At 32.0% G+C, this 18851-nt stretch carries 25 protein-coding genes; 20 read left to right on the top strand and 5 right to left on the bottom strand.

Features of this window, described 5'->3' with window-relative positions:
* The first annotated feature begins 99 nt into the window (after nucleotides 1-99).
* Genes AA088_RS07190 through AA088_RS07175 form a run of 4 tightly spaced genes read left to right on the top strand, consistent with a single transcriptional unit; the run spans nucleotide 100 to nucleotide 2310 of the window.
* The gene (locus tag AA088_RS07190; RefSeq protein WP_046744297.1) at nucleotides 100-357 is read left to right on the top strand and encodes a DUF6576 domain-containing protein; all 258 of its coding nucleotides are present in this window, start codon (nucleotides 100-102) and stop codon (nucleotides 355-357) included.
* Nucleotides 357-905, top strand: a complete 549-nt coding sequence (locus AA088_RS07185) for a metal-dependent hydrolase (RefSeq protein ID WP_046744296.1) — start codon at nucleotides 357-359, stop codon at nucleotides 903-905. Before AA088_RS07190 ends, AA088_RS07185 begins: the two co-directional genes overlap by 1 nt.
* Nucleotides 902-1567, top strand: a complete 666-nt coding sequence (locus AA088_RS07180) for a lysoplasmalogenase (RefSeq protein WP_046744295.1) — start codon at nucleotides 902-904, stop codon at nucleotides 1565-1567. The genes AA088_RS07185 and AA088_RS07180 overlap by 4 nt, the downstream gene beginning before the upstream one ends.
* Nucleotides 1568-1620: 53 nt before the next feature.
* Complete coding sequence (locus tag AA088_RS07175) at nucleotides 1621-2310, top strand: lysoplasmalogenase (protein WP_046744294.1); 690 nt, start codon at nucleotides 1621-1623, stop codon at nucleotides 2308-2310.
* 2 nt (nucleotides 2311-2312) lie between these two features.
* Here AA088_RS07175 and AA088_RS07170 read toward each other — a convergent pair whose 3' ends face one another.
* Nucleotides 2313-3596, bottom strand: a complete 1284-nt coding sequence (locus AA088_RS07170; RefSeq protein WP_046744293.1) for an NAD(P)/FAD-dependent oxidoreductase — start codon at nucleotides 3594-3596, stop codon at nucleotides 2313-2315.
* A 107-nt stretch (nucleotides 3597-3703) separates the two neighbouring features.
* Between AA088_RS07170 and AA088_RS07165 the strand changes: the two genes are divergently transcribed.
* From AA088_RS07165 to AA088_RS07155, 3 genes are read left to right on the top strand one after another with little or no spacing between them, the layout of a single operon-like run.
* Nucleotides 3704-4198 (top strand): RNA polymerase sigma factor, encoded by a 495-nt coding sequence (locus AA088_RS07165; RefSeq protein WP_046744292.1) that lies wholly within the window; start codon nucleotides 3704-3706, stop codon nucleotides 4196-4198.
* Between the two features lie 3 nt (nucleotides 4199-4201).
* On the top strand, nucleotides 4202-4828 hold the full coding sequence (locus AA088_RS07160) for a hypothetical protein (protein WP_046744291.1): 627 nt from the start codon (nucleotides 4202-4204) through the stop codon (nucleotides 4826-4828).
* Between the two features lie 28 nt (nucleotides 4829-4856).
* On the top strand, nucleotides 4857-5114 hold the full coding sequence (locus AA088_RS07155) for a hypothetical protein (protein WP_046744290.1): 258 nt from the start codon (nucleotides 4857-4859) through the stop codon (nucleotides 5112-5114).
* 48 nt (nucleotides 5115-5162) lie between these two features.
* Here the strand turns inward: AA088_RS07155 and AA088_RS07150 are convergent, their stop codons facing one another.
* Nucleotides 5163-5966, bottom strand: a complete 804-nt coding sequence (locus AA088_RS07150) for a lysophospholipid acyltransferase family protein (protein ID WP_046744289.1) — start codon at nucleotides 5964-5966, stop codon at nucleotides 5163-5165.
* Between the two features lie 38 nt (nucleotides 5967-6004).
* A complete protein-coding gene (locus tag AA088_RS07145) occupies nucleotides 6005-6652 on the bottom strand; it encodes an NUDIX hydrolase (protein ID WP_046744288.1) in 648 nt (215 codons plus the stop codon).
* 2 nt (nucleotides 6653-6654) lie between these two features.
* On the opposite strand from AA088_RS07145, the gene AA088_RS07140 reads away from it, so the two are divergent.
* Both AA088_RS07140 and AA088_RS07135 read left to right on the top strand, forming a co-directional pair.
* Nucleotides 6655-7365, top strand: coding sequence for a peptidylprolyl isomerase (locus AA088_RS07140; RefSeq protein WP_046744287.1), 711 nt, complete (start codon nucleotides 6655-6657; stop codon nucleotides 7363-7365).
* A gap of 95 nt (nucleotides 7366-7460) precedes the next feature.
* On the top strand, nucleotides 7461-8666 hold the full coding sequence (locus AA088_RS07135; RefSeq protein WP_046744286.1) for a porin family protein: 1206 nt from the start codon (nucleotides 7461-7463) through the stop codon (nucleotides 8664-8666).
* 57 nt (nucleotides 8667-8723) lie between these two features.
* Here the strand turns inward: AA088_RS07135 and AA088_RS07130 are convergent, their stop codons facing one another.
* Entirely contained in the window at nucleotides 8724-9323 is a 600-nt protein-coding gene (locus AA088_RS07130) for a trimeric intracellular cation channel family protein (RefSeq protein WP_046744567.1), read from the bottom strand.
* 2 nt (nucleotides 9324-9325) lie between these two features.
* Nucleotides 9326-10066 carry an RDD family protein gene (locus tag AA088_RS07125; protein WP_046744285.1) on the bottom strand — a complete coding sequence of 247 codons (741 nt, stop codon included), beginning with the start codon at nucleotides 10064-10066 and terminating at the stop codon, nucleotides 9326-9328.
* Nucleotides 10067-10090: 24 nt separating this feature from the next.
* On the opposite strand from AA088_RS07125, the gene AA088_RS07120 reads away from it, so the two are divergent.
* The 11 genes from AA088_RS07120 to AA088_RS07070 all read left to right on the top strand — a co-directional run bounded on the left by AA088_RS07120 (nucleotide 10091) and on the right by AA088_RS07070 (nucleotide 18750).
* On the top strand, nucleotides 10091-11068 hold the full coding sequence (locus tag AA088_RS07120; RefSeq protein ID WP_046744284.1) for a stage II sporulation protein M: 978 nt from the start codon (nucleotides 10091-10093) through the stop codon (nucleotides 11066-11068).
* The gene (locus AA088_RS07115; RefSeq protein WP_046744283.1) at nucleotides 11052-12002 is read left to right on the top strand and encodes a hypothetical protein; all 951 of its coding nucleotides are present in this window, start codon (nucleotides 11052-11054) and stop codon (nucleotides 12000-12002) included. Before AA088_RS07120 ends, AA088_RS07115 begins: the two co-directional genes overlap by 17 nt.
* 2 nt (nucleotides 12003-12004) lie before the next feature.
* Entirely contained in the window at nucleotides 12005-12766 is a 762-nt protein-coding gene (locus AA088_RS07110) for a DUF4129 domain-containing protein (protein WP_156168470.1), read from the top strand.
* Nucleotides 12763-13968, top strand: coding sequence for a DUF4350 domain-containing protein (locus AA088_RS07105; protein WP_046744282.1), 1206 nt, complete (start codon nucleotides 12763-12765; stop codon nucleotides 13966-13968). The genes AA088_RS07110 and AA088_RS07105 overlap by 4 nt, the downstream gene beginning before the upstream one ends.
* Before the next feature lie 25 nt (nucleotides 13969-13993).
* Entirely contained in the window at nucleotides 13994-15019 is a 1026-nt protein-coding gene (locus AA088_RS07100) for an AAA family ATPase (protein ID WP_046744281.1), read from the top strand.
* 77 nt (nucleotides 15020-15096) lie between these two features.
* A complete protein-coding gene (locus AA088_RS07095; protein ID WP_046744280.1) occupies nucleotides 15097-16377 on the top strand; it encodes a DUF58 domain-containing protein in 1281 nt (426 codons plus the stop codon).
* Nucleotides 16364-16588, top strand: coding sequence for a hypothetical protein (locus AA088_RS07090; protein ID WP_046744279.1), 225 nt, complete (start codon nucleotides 16364-16366; stop codon nucleotides 16586-16588). The genes AA088_RS07095 and AA088_RS07090 overlap by 14 nt, the downstream gene beginning before the upstream one ends.
* Nucleotides 16589-16651: 63 nt before the next feature.
* Nucleotides 16652-17230 carry a hypothetical protein gene (locus AA088_RS07085; RefSeq protein ID WP_046744278.1) on the top strand — a complete coding sequence of 193 codons (579 nt, stop codon included), beginning with the start codon at nucleotides 16652-16654 and terminating at the stop codon, nucleotides 17228-17230.
* Nucleotides 17231-17288: 58 nt separating this feature from the next.
* The gene (locus AA088_RS07080) at nucleotides 17289-17516 is read left to right on the top strand and encodes a hypothetical protein (protein WP_046744277.1); all 228 of its coding nucleotides are present in this window, start codon (nucleotides 17289-17291) and stop codon (nucleotides 17514-17516) included.
* Between the two features lie 211 nt (nucleotides 17517-17727).
* Entirely contained in the window at nucleotides 17728-18219 is a 492-nt protein-coding gene (locus AA088_RS07075; RefSeq protein ID WP_046744276.1) for a hypothetical protein, read from the top strand.
* Between the two features lie 72 nt (nucleotides 18220-18291).
* Nucleotides 18292-18750: a hypothetical protein gene (locus AA088_RS07070; protein WP_046744275.1), complete on the top strand. Its 459-nt coding sequence runs from the start codon at nucleotides 18292-18294 to the stop codon at nucleotides 18748-18750.
* Nucleotides 18751-18851 lie beyond the last annotated feature (101 nt).

Genomic DNA, 18851 nt, shown 5'->3' with positions numbered 1-18851 from the left:
TCGTAAATTTAGGATGAATTGTATTTCGAAGTACATTGTGTAAAAAATAGAATTATTGTACTTTTGAAACACACATTCCAATTGTAAATAGTAGTTTTTATGAGCATCATGCCATTTATTTCTATAGCTGTAATTGCTATTTTTATCTATCTTATATTCAAGTCAAAAAAAGAAACATCTTCCTTTTCTAAAACTTCTTCGCAGGGATATCAGACTATTGATGACAAGTTTAATGCAGAACGAAAGCAAAAGCAGGAACGTATTAATCGTATTTTGGAGAAAATAAATGACAAAGGCGTTGAAAGTTTAACTTCTCATGAAAAAGCAATATTGGACGAATATTCAAACTCCAACTAATGGCTTCTATTTTTGGACATGCTCTTGTTGCTTTTACCATTGGAAAAGTTGGAAACCCAAAATTGAATGCAAGAAAGCTTTCACTACTTCTTATTTTTTGCGCTGTTATTCCAGATGCAGATGTAATTATGTTTTATTTTGGATTTCCGTATTTGCATCCTTTGGGGCATCGTGGTTTTACACATAGTATTTTATTTGCAATCATCTTAGCTTTTAGTATGAAAGCTATTTGTTACAGAAAAATTCCTTACATTTCTAAAACAGGTATGCTTCTTTTTGTTTTATTTATGATTGCTACTCTTTCTCATAGCTTGCTAGACGCATGCACTAATGGTGGTCGCGGTGTAGGTTTTTTTATTCCTTTTGACAATACTCGTTATTTTTTTCCATGGCGTCCTATATTGGTTTCTCCATTAGGAGCAAGCAATTTTTTTAGTGAATGGGGATGGCGTGTCATTCAAAATGAGGTTTTATTTATTGGAGTTCCTGCTATTTTTATAGTATTATTGAATAACTTTTTTTCGAAAAAAAATCACTTCCCATCATGAAAACTAAACTTTTTACCTTCTTTTTTACCATTATTGTTCTTTTGGAACTCTTTTTTGGAAGTTTTGAAACATATATCACTTGGCATTACATAACAAAACCTGCAATTGTTATTTCTCTACTTTTATTTTTCATCTCCAATGCGGCTCACATAAAACCTGCTATTCGAGTGACAACTATTTTAGCTTTATTGTGCTCTCTGTGTGGTGATGTGTTGTTGATGTTAGTAACTCGATCAGAAAGTTTTTTTATTGCAGGATTAGTTTCCTTTTTACTCGCACATGTAATGTATATTATTACTTTTTTAAAAGATCGAAACAACCAGCGAAATAGTACTCTTTTTATACTCTTTCTTTTGCTATACGCTTCTGGCCTTTTTTGGTTTATTAAAGATGGATTAGGAAATTTGTTGATTCCTGTTGTAGTGTATATGACTATTATTTTAGGAATGGCAACCTCTGCCTACTTGCGAAAAGGTAACGTTTTAGATAATGGTTATTTTCTTGTTTTTATAGGTGCTTTATTTTTCATGATTTCAGATAGTCTTTTGGCAATCAATAAATTTTATTCCCCGCTTCCTTTTTCGCATATTGGTATTATGCTGACCTATGCTATTGCACAATTTTTAATTGTTTTAGGTATACTGAAGAGTTACAAGAGCTAACGTGTATATTTTTTTCACTAAATTGCATTGCTTTTTAGGGAGTTAGCATTAATATGAAGTTTTTCAGAGTCTTTATTATTCTTTTTTTGATCAATTTGTCTTTAGATATTTACTTTAATAATGCTAAAGAATTTTATGAATTACGTTTACTAACCAAGCCTTTGATAACTATTCTATTGGGTATATTTTTCTACCTCAATAGTACGAAAATGCTATTAGTACACAGAGCCTCAGTATTGGGCGCTTTATTTTTTCTTTGCGTAGGAGATATTGTTTTATTAGAAGACACTTCTTTTTATTCTTTCATGGGAGGTTTATTATCGTTTTTGATAGCATTGCTTTTTTACTCTTTTTATTTTTACAGACAAACAGTATATGACGTAGATCGATTGATTCCTTTTTTGGCTATTTCGCTTCTTATCGCATTATTTTTAATGTACTTCATGTTTGATGGCTTAAACAACATGCTCATTCCTGTAATGATTTATATTGCTACTGTTTTAAACTTTACGAAGATTGCTTTTTTGCGCTATAAAAATGTTAATAAAAAGAGTTACCATTTAGTGCTTATTGGAGCATTGCTATTCTCAATTACACAAACAATCGTTGGATTGAATGCTTTCTATCGAGCTATCCCGCACAAAGACATATGTATTATGCTTTTTTATGGAATGTCACAACTATGCATTATCCTTGGTATTTTATATTTAAAACCGTTCAATGAAAACGTGCCGAACTCATAAACCTAGCGTCTTTTGGTGTTTTTAAATGGTCTAATAATTAATCTAGCTTCGCGATCAAAACGCACATAATTATACACCCAATTGATAAAAACAACCAATCGATTGCGGAAACCTATCAAAAAGAAAAGGTGGACAAACATCCAAACAAACCATGCAAAGAATCCTTGAAACTTAAATCTAGGTAAATCAACCACTGCTTTATTTCTACCAATAGTTGCCATTGATCCTTTGTCGTAATATTGAAATGGTTTCATTTCTTTTCCATTAATCTTACGAACGATATTCTTTCCTAAATGCTTTCCTTGTTGAATTGCTGGTTGTGCCATCATTGGATGCCCATCTGGATATACTTCACTTTGCATACAAGCAATATCTCCTACGGCATACACATCATCAAGCCCTTTAATTTGATTAAATTCGTTAACTGATATCCTATTTCCCCTAGTCGTAAATTCTTTTCCATCCACGCCTGGTATGGTAGCCCCTTTTACACCTGCAGACCATATCAGTGTTGCTGTTCTAAAAATTGGTTTTCCATTGGTTTTGGCCCATTCACCATCGTAAGTTGTAACTCGCAAATTCTTCCAAACATCAACACCAAGACTTTGTAAGTAATCTTCAGCCTTTTCAGAAGCTTCTTCACTCATTGCAGGCAACACACGTGAAGCACCTTGTACCAAATTGATTTTAACTTGACGTGTATCAAGATCTGGGTAATCTTTAGGTAAAATCCCTTTTTTTATCTCTGCCAAAGCACCAGCTAATTCCACACCCGTAGGTCCGGCTCCAACAATCACAAAGTTCATTAGTGCGTTGCGTTCTTCAAGATCGGATGTTAAAATTGCTTGTTCAAAATTTTCTAAAATTAAACTACGGAGATTTAACGATTGTGGAATCGTTTTCATGACCATACTGTTCTTTTCTATTTCGTCATTTCCAAAAAAATTGGTTTCAGAGCCCGTAGCTATAATCAAATAATCATAGCTCAAATCACCAATATCAGTACGCACATTTTTTTGTTCCGCATCAATAGATTCTACATTGGCTAATCGGAAGTAGAAATTAGGATAATCTTTTACAATTTTACGAATAGGATATGCAATCGAATCGGGTTCTAATCCGCCTGTAGACACTTGATAAAGTAACGGTTGAAATGTATGATAATTATGTCGATCAATTAATACAGCTTGCACTTCCTGTTTTCCTAATTGTTTTGCTATAGAAATTCCTGCAAATCCGCCACCAATAATGACAACTCTTGGAAAACTCGTTGTTGGTATGTTCATAAAAAAGTTCCTTAACTCAACAAAAGTACGGCTTTCTAATTTTTTTTTGAAAAATATGTAACATATTTGTGTATTGAAACACATATAGGCAAACAACCATCAAAAAATTGAACAACAACCTCGAACATAATTTTGTTACCGAATTAGAACGCCATCAGAATATCGTTCATAAAGTATGTAGAATTTATACATCCAATAGAGATCAGCACAATGACCTTTTTCAGGAAATTACCATACAATTATGGAAAGCATATCCTAAATTCAGAGGCGATTCAAAATTTAGTACTTGGATGTATCGTGTAGCTCTCAATACAGCAATTACATTGTATAGAAAGTCTAAACGAAATGTAAAAACGCAGGATTATGAAACTGTTGTCTTTAAGATAGCATCTGATGATTATGATGATACAGAGGAAGAGCAATTGAAAATTATGTACAAAGCAATAAAGCAGTTATCTGATATTGAAAAAGCCTTGATTTTTTTGTACTTAGAAGATAAAAATTATAAAGAAATAGCCGAAACAATTGGTATTACAGAAGTAAATGCTCGTGTGAAGATGAACCGAATTAAAACCAAATTGAAAAAGATTTTAAATCCATAAATTATGGAAGAATTAGACTTACTAAAAAAAGATTGGAAGAAGCAAGAGGCACAACAGCCAAAGCTATCTTTCGAAGATATTGATAAAATGACTCATAAAAAATCTTCATCATTAGTGAAATGGATTTTTTATGTAAGTTTATTTGAGCTAGGCTTCGGTTTTATTGTCGCTGCCTTATTATTTATTTTTCAACCTGAAGCCATGGAAGAACCTGCTACTCCAGGGTGGTTCAATTGGTTTTATTACTTGTCATTTCTTGTTGTTTTTTACTTTATCTACAAATTCTTTATTAATTATAAAAAAATCTCTACGACAAGTTCAGTTAAAGAATTGATGCAAAACATCATGACAACTCGAAAAACTGTTAAATATTATATTATATATAGTTTAAGTGCTATCGCTGTTTCTGTTTGTGTAGCAGTTCCTACTGGTTTTATTCAAGGAGCAGGCGGTATAGAGCAATTTAAAGCTGAAGCCACACTAAGTAGTTATTTAATGCTCGCTTTGGTTACTATTTTATTAGCATGTATTATCGTTTTAATTTTTTATGCAATATACTATCTCTTATATGGGTTGTTAACTAAAAAATTACAACGCAATTACAAAGAGCTAAAACAATTAAAATCTTAGCATTTACCATCAAAAAAATCATATTGTCATGAAAAAAGCATTTTTTTTAATTTTATTTTTTGCAATTAGTCTCTCACTAAGTGCACACCCTGATACGAAGCGTTTTCAAAAACAATCAACAGATTATGTGCTCACAAATTCATCTTATAGTTCCGTATATATTACTAGTAACGGTGGGTTGATTCAATTGATTTATACTATGTTTACCAAAGTTGGACAAGTAATTTATACTTCTACTCACAATCAAAATACGAATGTTAAACAAGAAGATATACTATCAAAATAATAGATAAAAAAAAAGACTCTGTATTAGAGTCTTTTTTTTATCTATTTTCTAATATTCCCACTTTCGTTTTTTATTCAATTCTTCCATCGCTTCGAGTTCTTCTTGAGAAATCACCTTTAAGAATGATGGATGTTGCTCTATTGCATATTCAATTTTTTCAATAATATCAGCAACACTTTCATTTTCATAGTCAATCGCTAATGGTTCTTTAATCTCCATAGACTGAAGAATGCCTTTCTTTTTAATTCGTAGCCCTTTACGATCAAATGAACGTCTAAAACCATCTATTACAATTGGTACTACTATAGGCTTGTACTTTTTAATGATATGAGCTGTTCCTTTACGAATTGGTTTCCAAGGGCGAGTAGTTCCTTGAGGAAATGTAATAACCCAACCATCGTTTAGAGCAACTCCTATATTAGAAATATCGCTCATTTTTACCTGTCGATTCACATTTTCTCCATTAGCTCTCCATGTGCGTTCAATGCTAACAGAACCTGCATAAGCCAAAATTTTAGGTAGCAACCCTGATTTCATGGTTTCTTTTGCAGCTACATAGTAAAGGTTTAGCTTAGGATTCCACAAATACCCTACATTTTTAATAGAATCTTCACGTCCTTTCAAACTCGCATTAAATACGTGAAACATTGCAACTACATCAGCAAAATACGTTTGGTGGTTAGAAACGAACAAGACTTTTTTATCTGGTAATGAACGTAATACTTCTGAGCCTTCAATTTTAAGTTCATTAAAACCTCGATAACGTCGATGTGTTAACATTCCTGCAATTCTGATAAGCCATCTTTTTAAAAAAAGTATATGTCCGAAAGGATTCCTCTTGAATAATCCCATGTATTTTTAATTTTAAGCGAATGACAAATTTACGAAAACTAATTTGAAATGGCTTCAGAAATGACGTCTTTAACTTCACTTAACATCATCGCAGTTGCTCCCCAAACCACATATTTATTGAGATAAAACGAAGGAACTTTAATTTTTTTAGCATATGAAGTGGAAAGTTCTTTTTCGATAATAGTTTCTTCTGATAATAAATCTTTTAGAGAAACTTCAATAATTTCTTCAACTTCAGAAGCTTGTGGAACAAATTGAGGAGTATCCTCCAAAATTCCAAGAAAAGGTTGTACTGTAAAATTACTTGGTGGAATATAAGTTGCTGTTAGCTCTTTTACAATTGTTATAGCGGTTCTATCCACTCCTACCTCTTCTTCTGTTTCTCGTAAAGCTGTCGCGATATAATCCTCATCTTCCGGATCTACTTGTCCACCTGGAAATCCAACTTGATTAGAGTGCACACCTTTATACGTTTTTCTTAAAATCAACACGAGTGTTGTTTCATAATATGCATTGGGATAAAACAAAGCCATAACCGCTGATTTTCTTGAATTCTTCATTTGTTTTTCCATACTCCTTATTTCTTCTTGGCGAATTGCAGGCGCCATTTTAAGCTGTGAATCAACTCCTGGAAGTTGGATTTTTGCTATTTTTGGAAGGATTTTTTTAAAATGATTAAAATTCATCTATGAGAAAAATTTGCTTTTTACTATGGACGATCTGTGTAATTTTAGGCTGTGAAGATACTAAAACTTCTACACCTTCTTCACAAGAAGTGCAAAAAACTGACACAATCAAAACTGTGAAAGAAATAGCAAAAAAGAAACCCAAAAAGAAGGAAAAAAACATTTTAATTACTAGCGAGAATGTACTTGATTACATGATTGCATACGGAAAAGAAAATCCGGAGAAAAAAGTACGTATTGTGACCGACTTTGGTAATATTGATGTTGAGCTTTATGAAGAAACTCCTTATCATAGAGCCAATTTTATTATGCTGGCAAAACGAGATTATTTTTCAGGAACACAATTTCATAGAGTTGTAAAAGACTTTGTCATTCAAGGAGGAAACTCAGATGGTTGGGATATTGCTAAAAAGCGTAGAAAAATCGGCAATTATTTACTTCCACCTGATACTAGAAAAGGGTTTAAACATGATCGTGGTGTTATTTCAATGCCTAGTGGCGATATAGACCGAGCGTACAAATATGCTTCTCCTTATGAGTTTTTTATAGTGCAAAAAGAAGGAGGTACACATCATTTGAATAAAGAATATACTGCTTTTGGAAAAGTGATTTCAGGAATGGATGTCGTTGATGAAATCGCCAATCAGGAAACAGATAAAGGTGAATGGCCCAAAAAGAATATTATGATTCATCGTGTAGAAGTCTTAGATTAAATAAGTCCCTATACGCCATATTTTTTTGAGTGTGAAGCCTACTATCTTATTTAATATAGTTAGTTTTGCGCTTTTTATAATTAACACTCATAAACATGAAAAACGTTTGCTTATCTCTTTTTGTCTTTTTCCTATTTTCCTCTAAAATTTTCGCTCAGATTACCTTTGAAAAAGGATATTATATCAATCAAAGCAACCAAAAGATTGAATGTTTTATCAAAAATGAAGACTGGATTAATACGCCTTCAAAATTTGAATATAAACTTTCTACTGATGGCGAAGTAAAAATATTACGAAAAAATGGTTTCAAAACACTTGTCATTAATGATGCTTTTAAGTTTGAAACACATACCGTTCCATTTGATGCCTCAAGTAAAGCTATAGCCAACCTAACCTACGAACGAAGTCCAAACTTAAAAGACACTTTACTGATTCTCAATGTACTTATAGAAGGAAAAGCTACTTTATATGAGTTTTCAGATGGTGACAAAAGAGCTTTCTTTTATAAAAAAGAAACGAATGAAATGAAGCCATTAATCTACAACGTTTATACTAATGAAAATCGAGATATCTTATACAATAATAGATATCAACAACAGCTCATGACCGAATTATCTTGTGGAAACGTTAATGAGAAAAGAGTGTCTCGTATTGATTATAAAGCAGGCGATTTGAAATCATTCTTTTTAGATTATAATACCTGTGAAGGAGGAACTAGCGTAGAGTTTAAGAAAAATAAAAAAGCAATATTTCATCTTAAAGCCTTTGCTGGTGTTTACAATGGTAGCGCAGTTACTGATCTTTCTGCAATTACCTTTTTTAGAGGTGGCATTGAATCTGAAGTGACTTGGTCACCTACTTTTGGTTTTGAAGTGGAGTATGTTTTTCCTTTTAACAAGAATAAATGGTCAATGTTTATTGCGCCAAATTATAGTTCTTACAAAGGTGATAGTCAATTTTATGATTTATCCATTAACAGAAAATATACATTAGAATACAGTGCAATTCAAGTTCCTTTAGGATTTAAACACTATATGTTTTTAAATGATACTTCCAAACTATTTCTAAGCGGAGCAGTTGTGATGGATTTCTTATTAGATGCAAAAGGAAGTGGAAACTATACTATTGCTAAAGACCGTTTTTCTACGTCTGCTGGCGTAGCATTAGGAATTGGTTACAGTTATGATGCATATTCTATTGAGGCAAGATATATTCCTAACAGAGAATTATTAGAAAACGCTTCGCAATCAAGTGTAAAACTGCAACAGTTTTCTATAACAATAGGATATACAATTTTTTAAAAAACAGACTTAATTATTGATGAGAAGGAACTTACTAAGCGGGTTAAGTTCCTTTTTTTATTGATATAATTTTGGCAACTGAATTTTAAATTTTACTACTAGCAAACGTATGGTAATAACCATAGATGCTGTAGAAATATAAATCACATTTTCATCAAGTTTAAAATACTGAAGTACAAAAAATGTAACACCTCCTAAAACACAAGCTATTGCATAAATTTCTTTGCGAAAAATTACTGGAATTTCATTGCATAAAATATCTCTGATTACTCCGCCAAAACTAGCACTCATTGTTCCTAAGGCTATACAAATAAATGGATGTAATTGCTGCGAAATTCCAATTTCAACACCTATAATCGTAAATACACCCAAACCGATTGTATCAAATAAAAACAGTGACTTTCGTAGCTTATTCAATCGTTTCTTAAAAAGAATAGAAAAAATAACGGCAAGTGTAATGGCGTATCCATAGTTCAAATCGTTCATCCAGCCAACAGGTGTTTTTCCAATCAAAACATCTCGCAATGTTCCACCTCCAACAGCTGTAACAAATGCAATAATAAAAATACCAAATGCATCCATACGTTTTTGCATAGCCACTAAAACTCCTGAAATGGCGAATGCGAAAGTTCCAATAATATCTAATACGTAAATTATCATTACATGTTTTGCGTGTAAAAATTGTAATCTTTGATAATGATGTCAATAAAAGAAGTTGTTTTTTCAGAAGATTTAGTATCTATCACTTCTTCAATTTTAGCTCTCAATTTGTTGAGTGTATCAAAATCCTTTCCTTTTTTGGCTATCAAATAAGTTTCTTTGATAATGCGCATATCGTTGTCTGATAATTTAATTACAGACGGATACTGCGGTTTATAATTATCTCCTATTTCTTCCAAAATGGTATGTGAGATACGTATTTTATTTTTTAAAGAAATCACAGAAGTTCCAGCAGTCATATCACCCAAACGTTGCCCTTTTTCACTTACAATTACAGTAATCATTGCAATAAAACCACTCAGTATATTCAAATCAATGATACGAAAAAACCACCGAATCAAGTAATCAATAAATGAAGCTTGATACCCATCAATTTTTACAACTCGTATTTTTAATGCTTTCTTTCCAAGCGTTTGTCCTTCAAACAACGATTCTAAAATTAAGGTGTAAAAAATTGCTGGAAAAAGTAATAAAACCCACACAGAAATCACTGACCATTGATCCCAATCTTGCATAAACCCACTATCATAGTAAAGTGACGACATTACCCACCAAACAATGGTTCCATACGAAACTTTAATAAGCATATCTATCAAGTGTGCTACAATTCGTTCTCCCACTGATGCTAATGTAAAATCGATATTTACATTTTGCGTAGTATTAATTTGTATCTCTGACATATAATGTTTTATTTTAGCATACTTATGAGAGAAGTTGCATTCATCAAGCAAAATAAAGAAAAATGGTTAAACTTTGAAAAAACCATTTACAATAATCAATTCAAAAATCCAGATACACTTTCATCATTATACATACAATTGATGAATGATTTGGCGTATGCACAAACGTATTACCCTAAAAGTAAAACGATTGGTTATTTGAATCAACTTGCGGCGGCAGCTTTTCAACGTATTTACAGAACCAAGCGAGAAAAAAGCAATCGTTTTATTTCTTTTTGGAAAACCGAAGTTCCTTTAATCATGTACCAATTTCGTCGCTATGTATTATATGCTTTTTTAATCTTTGGCGTGTTTGTAACAATAGGAGCTGTTTCTGCTGCTTATGACGATTCGTTTGTTCGGCTTATTTTAGGTGATAATTATGTAAACACAACTCTTGAAAACATTGAAAATGGAGATCCTGTAGCCATATACAAAAGCGGTAGTAACTGGGGAAGTTTTATCGGAATTACGCTGAACAATTTATATGTAGGTATTCAATCCTTTTTATATGGTGTATTTGGCGGTTTTGGTACAGGATATATTTTAATGGTGAATGGTATTATGCTTGGTTCATTTCAATACTTTTTTCACGAACAAGGAGTTTTATGGGAAAGTGTTCGAGGAATTTGGATTCATGGTGCTATGGAAATCTTTGCAATTGTGATTGAAGGAGCTGCTGGATTGCTTCTCGGTGCTAGTATCCTGTTTCCTAAAACATACTCACGGATGACTTCTTTTAAAATGGGACTTAAAAACGGTATAAAAATATTAATCAGTACATTTCCTTTTACCTTTGCTGCGGGCTTTTTGGAAGGTTTTGTAACTAGGTATTCCAACAGTATGCCTAATTGGCTTTCTGTCGGAATCATACTTGTAACATTAAGTATCATTTCATATTATTATTTGATTTACCCACATATCATACACAAAAAATTAAGAGCGAATGTTTCAACTTTATAAAGCAAGAAATTTTAGTGCGTATTTTAAAGATACGTTTGACTTTTTACGATTACATGGAAAACACTTCTTTAGGAACTACATCATTGTAAATGGTGTATTTTTATTGATTCTCATAGCCATGTCAATTATCTTTATACAAGTATATAGTGATATTTTTGTGCAAGATTTCGTACTAAACAGAAATCCTGAAGCGCTCACAAATTATTTAAATCAACATTCTGCCTCAATTATTACCTATGCTATTATTTTTATAATTGTAGGGTTAATTGTAGGTATTTTAAATTATGCTTTCATTCCTATTTACTTTAAGCTTTATCAAAAACATAGTGGAGCAAATTTTATGGTCAATGAAATAGTAACTGAATTAAAAGCCAATATTGGAAAGCTTTTCAAATATATTTTAGCGGCCATTGTAGTGTCTATTCCTGCCATTATAGTAGCAGGAATTATTTCATTAATCTTGTCTATAACAATCATCGGAATCCCATTCATACTTTTTGTAGTTGCGTTGATTACTTTATTTTATCATTCTGCTTTAATGGAATACATTCTATCAAACAATAAGAAAGTATTTGATTGTTTCAGCTATAGCTTGAATTTATGCTTTCAAAAGTTTTTTCCTGCTATTGGAACTGTAGCTGTTTTTATGCTTATGTCAATTATATTTCAATCAATTTTTGGCATGATTGAGTTTGTAATCTCGATGATTTTAGGTGTCACTTCTTTAGAAGAACCGACAAACATTTATGATCTTGATAGATGGTCTTTTACATTTATCTTCATCTTTACCATACAAATCATTTCATATCTGGTTAACTATCTGGTTTCTGCCGTTTTACAAATCAATCAAGCTATCATTTATTTCGGTCTCAAAGAAGAAAGAGAAAATATAAATACACAAAGTACAATTGATCAAATAGGTTCTGATGACTAAGAATGCGTAGCTTTATTCGATACATACATGCATGTGGACTACTAGTCACTATTACAGTTCCTTCTTTTTTGATGGGGATGAATACTAATATGCCTAAAACACAATCACAGCAAACTGTTATAGAAGACACCAGCAACGTTTCTCCTCAAAAATTTGATGAAAATTTTAAAGATCGCTATACCAGTAGTGATTATAAATACGAACAAGAAAAGTCAGAAGGCTGGCTGGGAAATTTTATCGATTGGCTAGAAAAATCTGTTCAAGACTTATTTAATTTAGGTTCACGTCAAGAAGCTTCCAACTTTATAGATGATATGATTAACATTTTCTATGTATTAGTTGTTATCCTCGTTGTTTTTTTCATTGTAAAAGCACTTATGAATGGTGAAGGACGTTGGGTTTTTGGTAAACGTTCAGATAAAAAAGGTATTCGTCATGAAGATATTGCAACAGATATTCATGTTACCAACTTTCAAAAATTGATTGAGGATGCTGTAAATGAAGGGAACTATCGCTATGCAATTCGTTATCACTACTTGGATATGCTAAAAAAAATGAGTACCGCCGGTATCATTTCGTATGATCCTGATAAAACAAATTTTGACTATGCTTCTGAAATAACTGACTCGTTCATAAATGAACATTTTCTGTATACTTCCTACTTGTACAATTATATTTGGTATGGTGAGTTTACTATTGATCAGCAACAATATGAAAAAGCTGCTTCATCGTTCACATTTCTTCTTAAAAATATGGCCGCATGAATCGTACGCTAAAAATATATTTAGGAGTTTTAATCTTCATTATCATTGCAGCAATGTTTTTTGAAGTATCAAGTCCGGCTACGATTGATTGGCGTGAAACTTATAACGAACGACAAACAAAACCTTTTGATTTAGAAGTATTTCACAAAGAATTGGCTAATGTTATTGATGAAGGAAAAATCAAAAACATTTACCGAACTCCATACGAATTTTTCAATGCAAATTATGATTGGGACATGTATAAGTTCAAAATTAATGGTACATACCTGAACATTAATCCTGACTCTTATATGGACGAACCTTCATTAAAAGAATTGCTAGACTTTGCATATGAAGGTAATACAGTATTCATCTCCTCTCGGGAAATTCCAGATTTTTTGAAAGACTCGCTCAACTTTACTACAGAATATAAGTTTGAAAAATCGACCAAAGCTGACTTGTCGTTTGCAAACTATACACTAAAATATAATAACATTACTGCTACTAAAGGGATAAAGAATATTTACTTTTCAAGTATTGATACGACATATACCATTCCTTTAGGTTTTCATAAGTTTGAAAAAGATAGCACTCGCACAAATTTTATCAAGATTCCATTTGGAGATGGAGCACTTCTATTACACACTCAACCAGCTGTGTTTACAAACTTTCATTTGCTCAAAGATGACCGTCATAAATATGTAGAAGCCGTTTTGGGATACATTCCTAAAAAAGATATTTTCTTTGACTCTCCCAACAAAATACAAAATGGAGAAGGCATCAGTAAATCAAGGTTGCGATTCATCTTGCAACAACCTGCCTTACGTTGGGCATGGTACATCGCATTGCTTTTTTTAATCATTTTTATTGTTTTTAATGCCAAACGAAAACAACGCATCGTAAAAGTAATAAACCCTCTTCCGAATACTACGGTCGATTTTACCAAAACTATTGGAAACCTCTTTTACGAAACCAAAGATCACGAGAATGTCGTACAAAAGAAAATTACCTATTTCTTAGAACATTTACGAACTGAATACTTAATGGACACACAGGTACTAGACGAAAAGTTCTGTACACGATTGTCCCAAAAAACAGGAAAACCGAAAGAAGAAATTGAACGATTGGTCAAACTCATACAAATCCTTCAAAAGAAGCTTTTTTATGATGAAAATGATGTATTGAACATCACAAAAGCCATCGAAGATTTTAAAAAGAGATAAACTCACAATATAATACATTCATTATATGGATTTTACAGAAGAAAACAATGAATTACAAGCTAGTAACGAACAAGAAACGCCTTTATCGTTTACCAATCGTATAGACTTGACCGAATTACAAGAAGGAATTCAACAAATACGCACAGAACTTTCCAAAGTAATTGTAGGGCAAAAAGGAATGATTGATATGCTTATTACTGCACTACTCGCCAAAGGTCACGTATTGATAGAAGGTGTGCCTGGCGTTGCCAAAACAATCACAGCAAAGTTGTTGGCAAAGTCTCTAACAGTAGATTTTGGCCGTATTCAGTTTACTCCAGACCTAATGCCAAGTGATATTTTAGGAACGTCTATCTTCGATATGAAAAAATCTGAATTTGAATTCAAAAAAGGACCTGTATTTACCAATATGTTATTGATTGATGAAATCAATCGTGCGCCGGCAAAAACTCAAGCAGCTTTATTTGAAGTAATGGAAGAGCGTCAAATTACTATGGATGGTACCAAGTATAGTTTGGAAGCACCTTTTATGGTTTTAGCAACACAAAACCCAATAGAACAAGAAGGAACCTATCGTTTGCCTGAAGCGCAATTGGATCGTTTTCTCTTTAAAATTAATGTTGACTATCCTTCTTTAGAAGAAGAAGTTGAAATTATTGTACGTGAACATGACCTTAAAGAAGCTAATAAAATAGATAAAGTACATTCTTTTTTAACCAAAGAGCAAATTACCAAATACCAAACTCTCGTAAATGATGTTGTGGTAGAACCGCATTTACTTAAGTATATAGCAGAAATTATTATTAACACACGTAGCAATCAGTTTTTATATATTGGAGCTTCTCCAAGAGCTTCTATTGCTATCCTCAAAGCATCTAAAGCATTTGCTGCTATCAACGGACGTGATTTTGTGACTCCTGAAGATATAAAGACTGTGGCTGTACCTGTGTTGCAACATCGTATCATTGTAACTCCTGAACGAGAAATGGAAGGTGTTACTTCGAAACAAATTATTCAACAGATTATTCAAACCATTGAAATTCCTCGATAAATAAAGACTTGCTCGTGCCAAAATTAAAAAGCTTTTTCTCATCATTATACCTCCAAAACCGTTTCTTTTACGGTTGTATGGCTGTTATTTTCTGTTTCATTATTAGCTTTTTATTTCCGAGACTTTTCTTTGCTTCAAAACTAATTTTTCTGATTTTTTGTACAGTTACCTTATTAGATATTCTTATTCTATACATGACAAAAACAGGAATATATGCCAAACGCAGAACTCCTGAAAAATTCTCCAATGGCGATGAGAATGAAATGTATATTCAAGTAGAAAACTACTATACATTTCCTATCTATATTGATATTATTGATGAAATTCCTGAACAGTTTCAAGTCCGTGATTTTTCCATAGAAAAAAAGATGAAAGCCTCAAGTTCGTTAGAACTGAAATATATGCTACGTCCTACAGAACGTGGCGAATATACCTTTGGAAAATTAAACATATTTGTAAAATCTGTATTAGGATTGGCTTCTCGACGTTTTTATTTTGACAACCAAGCTATGGTGCCTACCTATCCTGCTTTTATGCAATTAAAAAAATACGAGTTATTGGCTATCAGTAACCACTTAACTATGTATGGGATTAAAAAAATTCGTCGTATTGGACATACAATGGAATTTGAGCAAATTAAGGAATACGTACAAGGTGACGATTTGCGAACAATCAACTGGAAGGCAACTGCCAAGCAAAATCAATTGATGGTAAATCAGTATCAAGATGAAAAATCGCAACCAGTATATTCGGTCATCGATAAAGGACGTGTGATGAAAATGCCGTTCAATGAATTGAGTTTATTAGATTACGCTATCAATGCAACACTTGTTATGAGTAATGTAATCTTAAAGAAGCAAGACAAAGCAGGTATGTTTACCTTTTCTAAAAAAGTAGAAAACATCGTTGTTGCCGAAAAACGAAGTTCGCAAATGAGCATGATTTTAGAGTCATTATATAATATCTCTACAGATTTTTACGAATCGGATTACGGACGCTTGTATGCAGACATTAAGCGAAATTTAAAGCATCGCAGCCTCATCTTACTGTATACGAACTTTGAAACCATGGATGCATTGAATCGTCAATTGCCGTATTTAAAAGGAATTGCAAAGAATCATTTGTTAGTCGTAATCTTCTTTAAAAATACGGAGTTGAACGACTTAATTGAAAATGAAGCTACAACCATTCAAGAAGCATACGACAAAGTGATTGCAGAAAAGTTCTCTTTTGAAAAACGTTTGATTGTCAACGAACTCAAAAAATACGGCATCTACTCTATTCTCACCACGCCCGAAAACCTCACTATTGATGCTATTAATAAATATTTGGAAATGAAAGCACGTGGGATGGTGTAGGAAAGAAAAATTAATTATATTAGAAATATTAGATCAAAATCCTAACCTTGGAAGAAGTAAATTTGACCGAATTTATTATTCTAAAATAGATTACGATACAAATTGGGTAGCTATTTTAAAAGAATTAAGAAAAGAAAAATTAGTGGAAGAAAATCAATTGCTAATAACTTCAAAGGGGAAAGATTATTTAAAAAACAATTCACAATCGTAGTGTTCGGAACTTTAAATTATTTACTTCAATAAGTAATATAAAGTTTAGTGATACTTATTCACAATGATTAAATTAGATTTAGAGTTTTTTTATTATCCAGTAAAACAAATCCTTGATGCAAAGGATGAAGAGTATATAGCCTTATGGCCAATGATTGATGATTTCAAAAAGTTTATCAATACAACTTCTATCCCAGAAGTTTGTAAGCTTATAACAATAACATATAAGGAACAATATGCGCAACAGAAGTATTGGTATAGAAACCTTTTAAATAAAAATTCCTTCGAAATAGATTATGAATATCCTGAAGGAATAGATGACGAAATTGATAGATATGCTCCTAAGAATGTCTTACAAAGAAAAGATTTTGAATATATACTCATGCGGCAATTTGATGATTTTGAAAAAAATTGTTATTACCTAAAAGAATTTGAGATAAAGTTTTCAACTCCTCAGAATTTAGGTGAGCTTCAATATGCAATAGAAAACGGTCTAGAAGAAAAGGAATTTACAAAATCTGATACAGTTGATGAAGTATATTATATGGTTACAGATTCTCCTATTTCAAGAATAGAAATTAGTACAACAAAATTTTTAATGCGTATTAATCCTGAAAAGTGGGTTTGGTTCCCTGATTCTTAGATTTCGAGAAGATTAGAAGAAAAAATATGAAACTATCAGATATCAATTTAGGCTTTTTATGGGAAAAACAATTAGTTTAGAAAAAAAGAAAAATGTAAATAGTGTGTTGCCAGTCTTAAAAGCACTAAGTATATATGAAAGTGAAATAACTTCGTCTGAAGATGTAATCAATATATATGAAAAATATAAAAATGAGGGAACGATAAAAATTAAATTTAAAGAAGATTGTTTAGGCAGAATAATAGCACTTTGCAATGATTTAGAGTTAATGTATTCAATTAGTTAGAAATCGATTCCTAGTTTTTCAGTTGATATGAACTATAAATTTATAATAGAAACTAAAAAAAATATTTTACTTGTGACTCTTGTCAACGGGAACTGCTAATTTTAAAAAGGTTTTGTGTAATCAAAAGGAAAAATGATGAAACTCTTGATTTATGGTGGTGAAAATATAAAATACAGGTAATCAATTATACAAGAGTCTAAAAAACTAAACTGTGGAGATACAATATTTAAAAAAATACTTTCATGTAAAAGACACATTAAAAAATTATCCCACAAATAAGTGGAATCCAGAAGGTCTATCTTTAAAAGATATCGAAAATCTTGAACACATATTAAATGAAGGAAGTTCTTTTCCCAGAGCATTTAGAGAGTTTTTACATATAGGTGGTAAATATGATGGCTTGGGAATTAATGGTCCTATTGATGGACTCTACGATAGAATGACTAAAGGAGGTAAATTACGCATTCAAGGAAGGGGAATACAAATACACAGACCTTTTTTAACCTATCATAGTTTTGAAGGCAACGTTTTTTCTTTTATATATTTAGATGAAGGCGATGATCCTCAGCCTTGGAATATATCTATTGATGAAGCTTATGATACTGATGAAGGTGAAAATTTATGGAAGACGCCATTTACTATATTTAACGAAATGATACATTACCTCGTTGACAATGCTTTGAAAGGCTTACAACCTTGGTAAATTTAGTTATAAACTATTCTTAATAGAAACGACACACAAGACCCATTTGGCAAAGTAAAATAACACAATCCAATGGAAATAGAATACATGCAACAAATGGTAAAAAACCCTAAGCTATATGGTTTTGTTAATGAAGGAATGAACCTTGAGGAAATAAAACATTTAGAATCAGTATACAATTATGAAAATAGGTTTCCCAAAGCTTTTAGAGAGTATCTATATTTAGGAGGTAATTTTAGCAATATTCCTTTTGACGACTGGGGAAAAGGGTTTGAAGCGATGCAAAAAAGAATGCTAAAAGATCTAGCCGACGAAAATCAAAGTACTGAACGTCCTTTCTTTGCCTTTGATAATACGGCAGATTGTTACTTATTTATCTACTTGGATGAAGAAGTAGAAGATCCGAATGTCTATGTGTTTATTCCTTTTGCAGAAACTTTTGACATGGAATTTATAAAACCTAACGGATATACGTTTTCAGAATTCGTAAATGAAACGATTCATCGTATAAAAAACGATATTCCTATGTAACATGGAAAATTGTCCCCGCTTGTACAGCAAGAGCTTCTACCAATGCTACGGCATTACCGTAGCGAATTGGTCATAAAATGCCTTATCTTATTGACATTATT

This window comes from Kordia zhangzhouensis, assembly GCF_001005305.1.
Classification (GTDB): Bacteria; Bacteroidota; Bacteroidia; order Flavobacteriales; family Flavobacteriaceae; genus Kordia; species Kordia zhangzhouensis.
The sequence above is the reverse complement of the archived record's forward strand: the minus strand, read 5'-3'. Positions and strand labels throughout refer to the sequence as shown.

Coding starts and splice junctions, on each gene's coding strand:
- AA088_RS07190 (WP_046744297.1), top strand. CDS start 100: ATGAGCATCATGCCATTTATTTCTATAGCTGTAATTGCTATTTTTATC.
- AA088_RS07185 (WP_046744296.1), top strand. CDS start 357: ATGGCTTCTATTTTTGGACATGCTCTTGTTGCTTTTACCATTGGAAAA.
- AA088_RS07180 (WP_046744295.1), top strand. CDS start 902: ATGAAAACTAAACTTTTTACCTTCTTTTTTACCATTATTGTTCTTTTG.
- AA088_RS07175 (WP_046744294.1), top strand. CDS start 1,621: ATGAAGTTTTTCAGAGTCTTTATTATTCTTTTTTTGATCAATTTGTCT.
- AA088_RS07170 (WP_046744293.1), bottom strand. CDS start 3,596: ATGAACATACCAACAACGAGTTTTCCAAGAGTTGTCATTATTGGTGGC.
- AA088_RS07160 (WP_046744291.1), top strand. CDS start 4,202: ATGGAAGAATTAGACTTACTAAAAAAAGATTGGAAGAAGCAAGAGGCA.
- AA088_RS07155 (WP_046744290.1), top strand. CDS start 4,857: ATGAAAAAAGCATTTTTTTTAATTTTATTTTTTGCAATTAGTCTCTCA.
- AA088_RS07150 (WP_046744289.1), bottom strand. CDS start 5,966: ATGGGATTATTCAAGAGGAATCCTTTCGGACATATACTTTTTTTAAAA.
- AA088_RS07145 (WP_046744288.1), bottom strand. CDS start 6,652: ATGAATTTTAATCATTTTAAAAAAATCCTTCCAAAAATAGCAAAAATC.
- AA088_RS07140 (WP_046744287.1), top strand. CDS start 6,655: ATGAGAAAAATTTGCTTTTTACTATGGACGATCTGTGTAATTTTAGGC.
- AA088_RS07135 (WP_046744286.1), top strand. CDS start 7,461: ATGAAAAACGTTTGCTTATCTCTTTTTGTCTTTTTCCTATTTTCCTCT.
- AA088_RS07125 (WP_046744285.1), bottom strand. CDS start 10,066: ATGTCAGAGATACAAATTAATACTACGCAAAATGTAAATATCGATTTT.
- AA088_RS07120 (WP_046744284.1), top strand. CDS start 10,091: ATGAGAGAAGTTGCATTCATCAAGCAAAATAAAGAAAAATGGTTAAAC.
- AA088_RS07115 (WP_046744283.1), top strand. CDS start 11,052: ATGTTTCAACTTTATAAAGCAAGAAATTTTAGTGCGTATTTTAAAGAT.
- AA088_RS07110 (WP_156168470.1), top strand. CDS start 12,005: ATGCGTAGCTTTATTCGATACATACATGCATGTGGACTACTAGTCACT.
- AA088_RS07105 (WP_046744282.1), top strand. CDS start 12,763: ATGAATCGTACGCTAAAAATATATTTAGGAGTTTTAATCTTCATTATC.
- AA088_RS07100 (WP_046744281.1), top strand. CDS start 13,994: ATGGATTTTACAGAAGAAAACAATGAATTACAAGCTAGTAACGAACAA.
- AA088_RS07095 (WP_046744280.1), top strand. CDS start 15,097: ATGGCTGTTATTTTCTGTTTCATTATTAGCTTTTTATTTCCGAGACTT.
- AA088_RS07085 (WP_046744278.1), top strand. CDS start 16,652: ATGATTAAATTAGATTTAGAGTTTTTTTATTATCCAGTAAAACAAATC.
- AA088_RS07080 (WP_046744277.1), top strand. CDS start 17,289: ATGGGAAAAACAATTAGTTTAGAAAAAAAGAAAAATGTAAATAGTGTG.
- AA088_RS07070 (WP_046744275.1), top strand. CDS start 18,292: ATGGAAATAGAATACATGCAACAAATGGTAAAAAACCCTAAGCTATAT.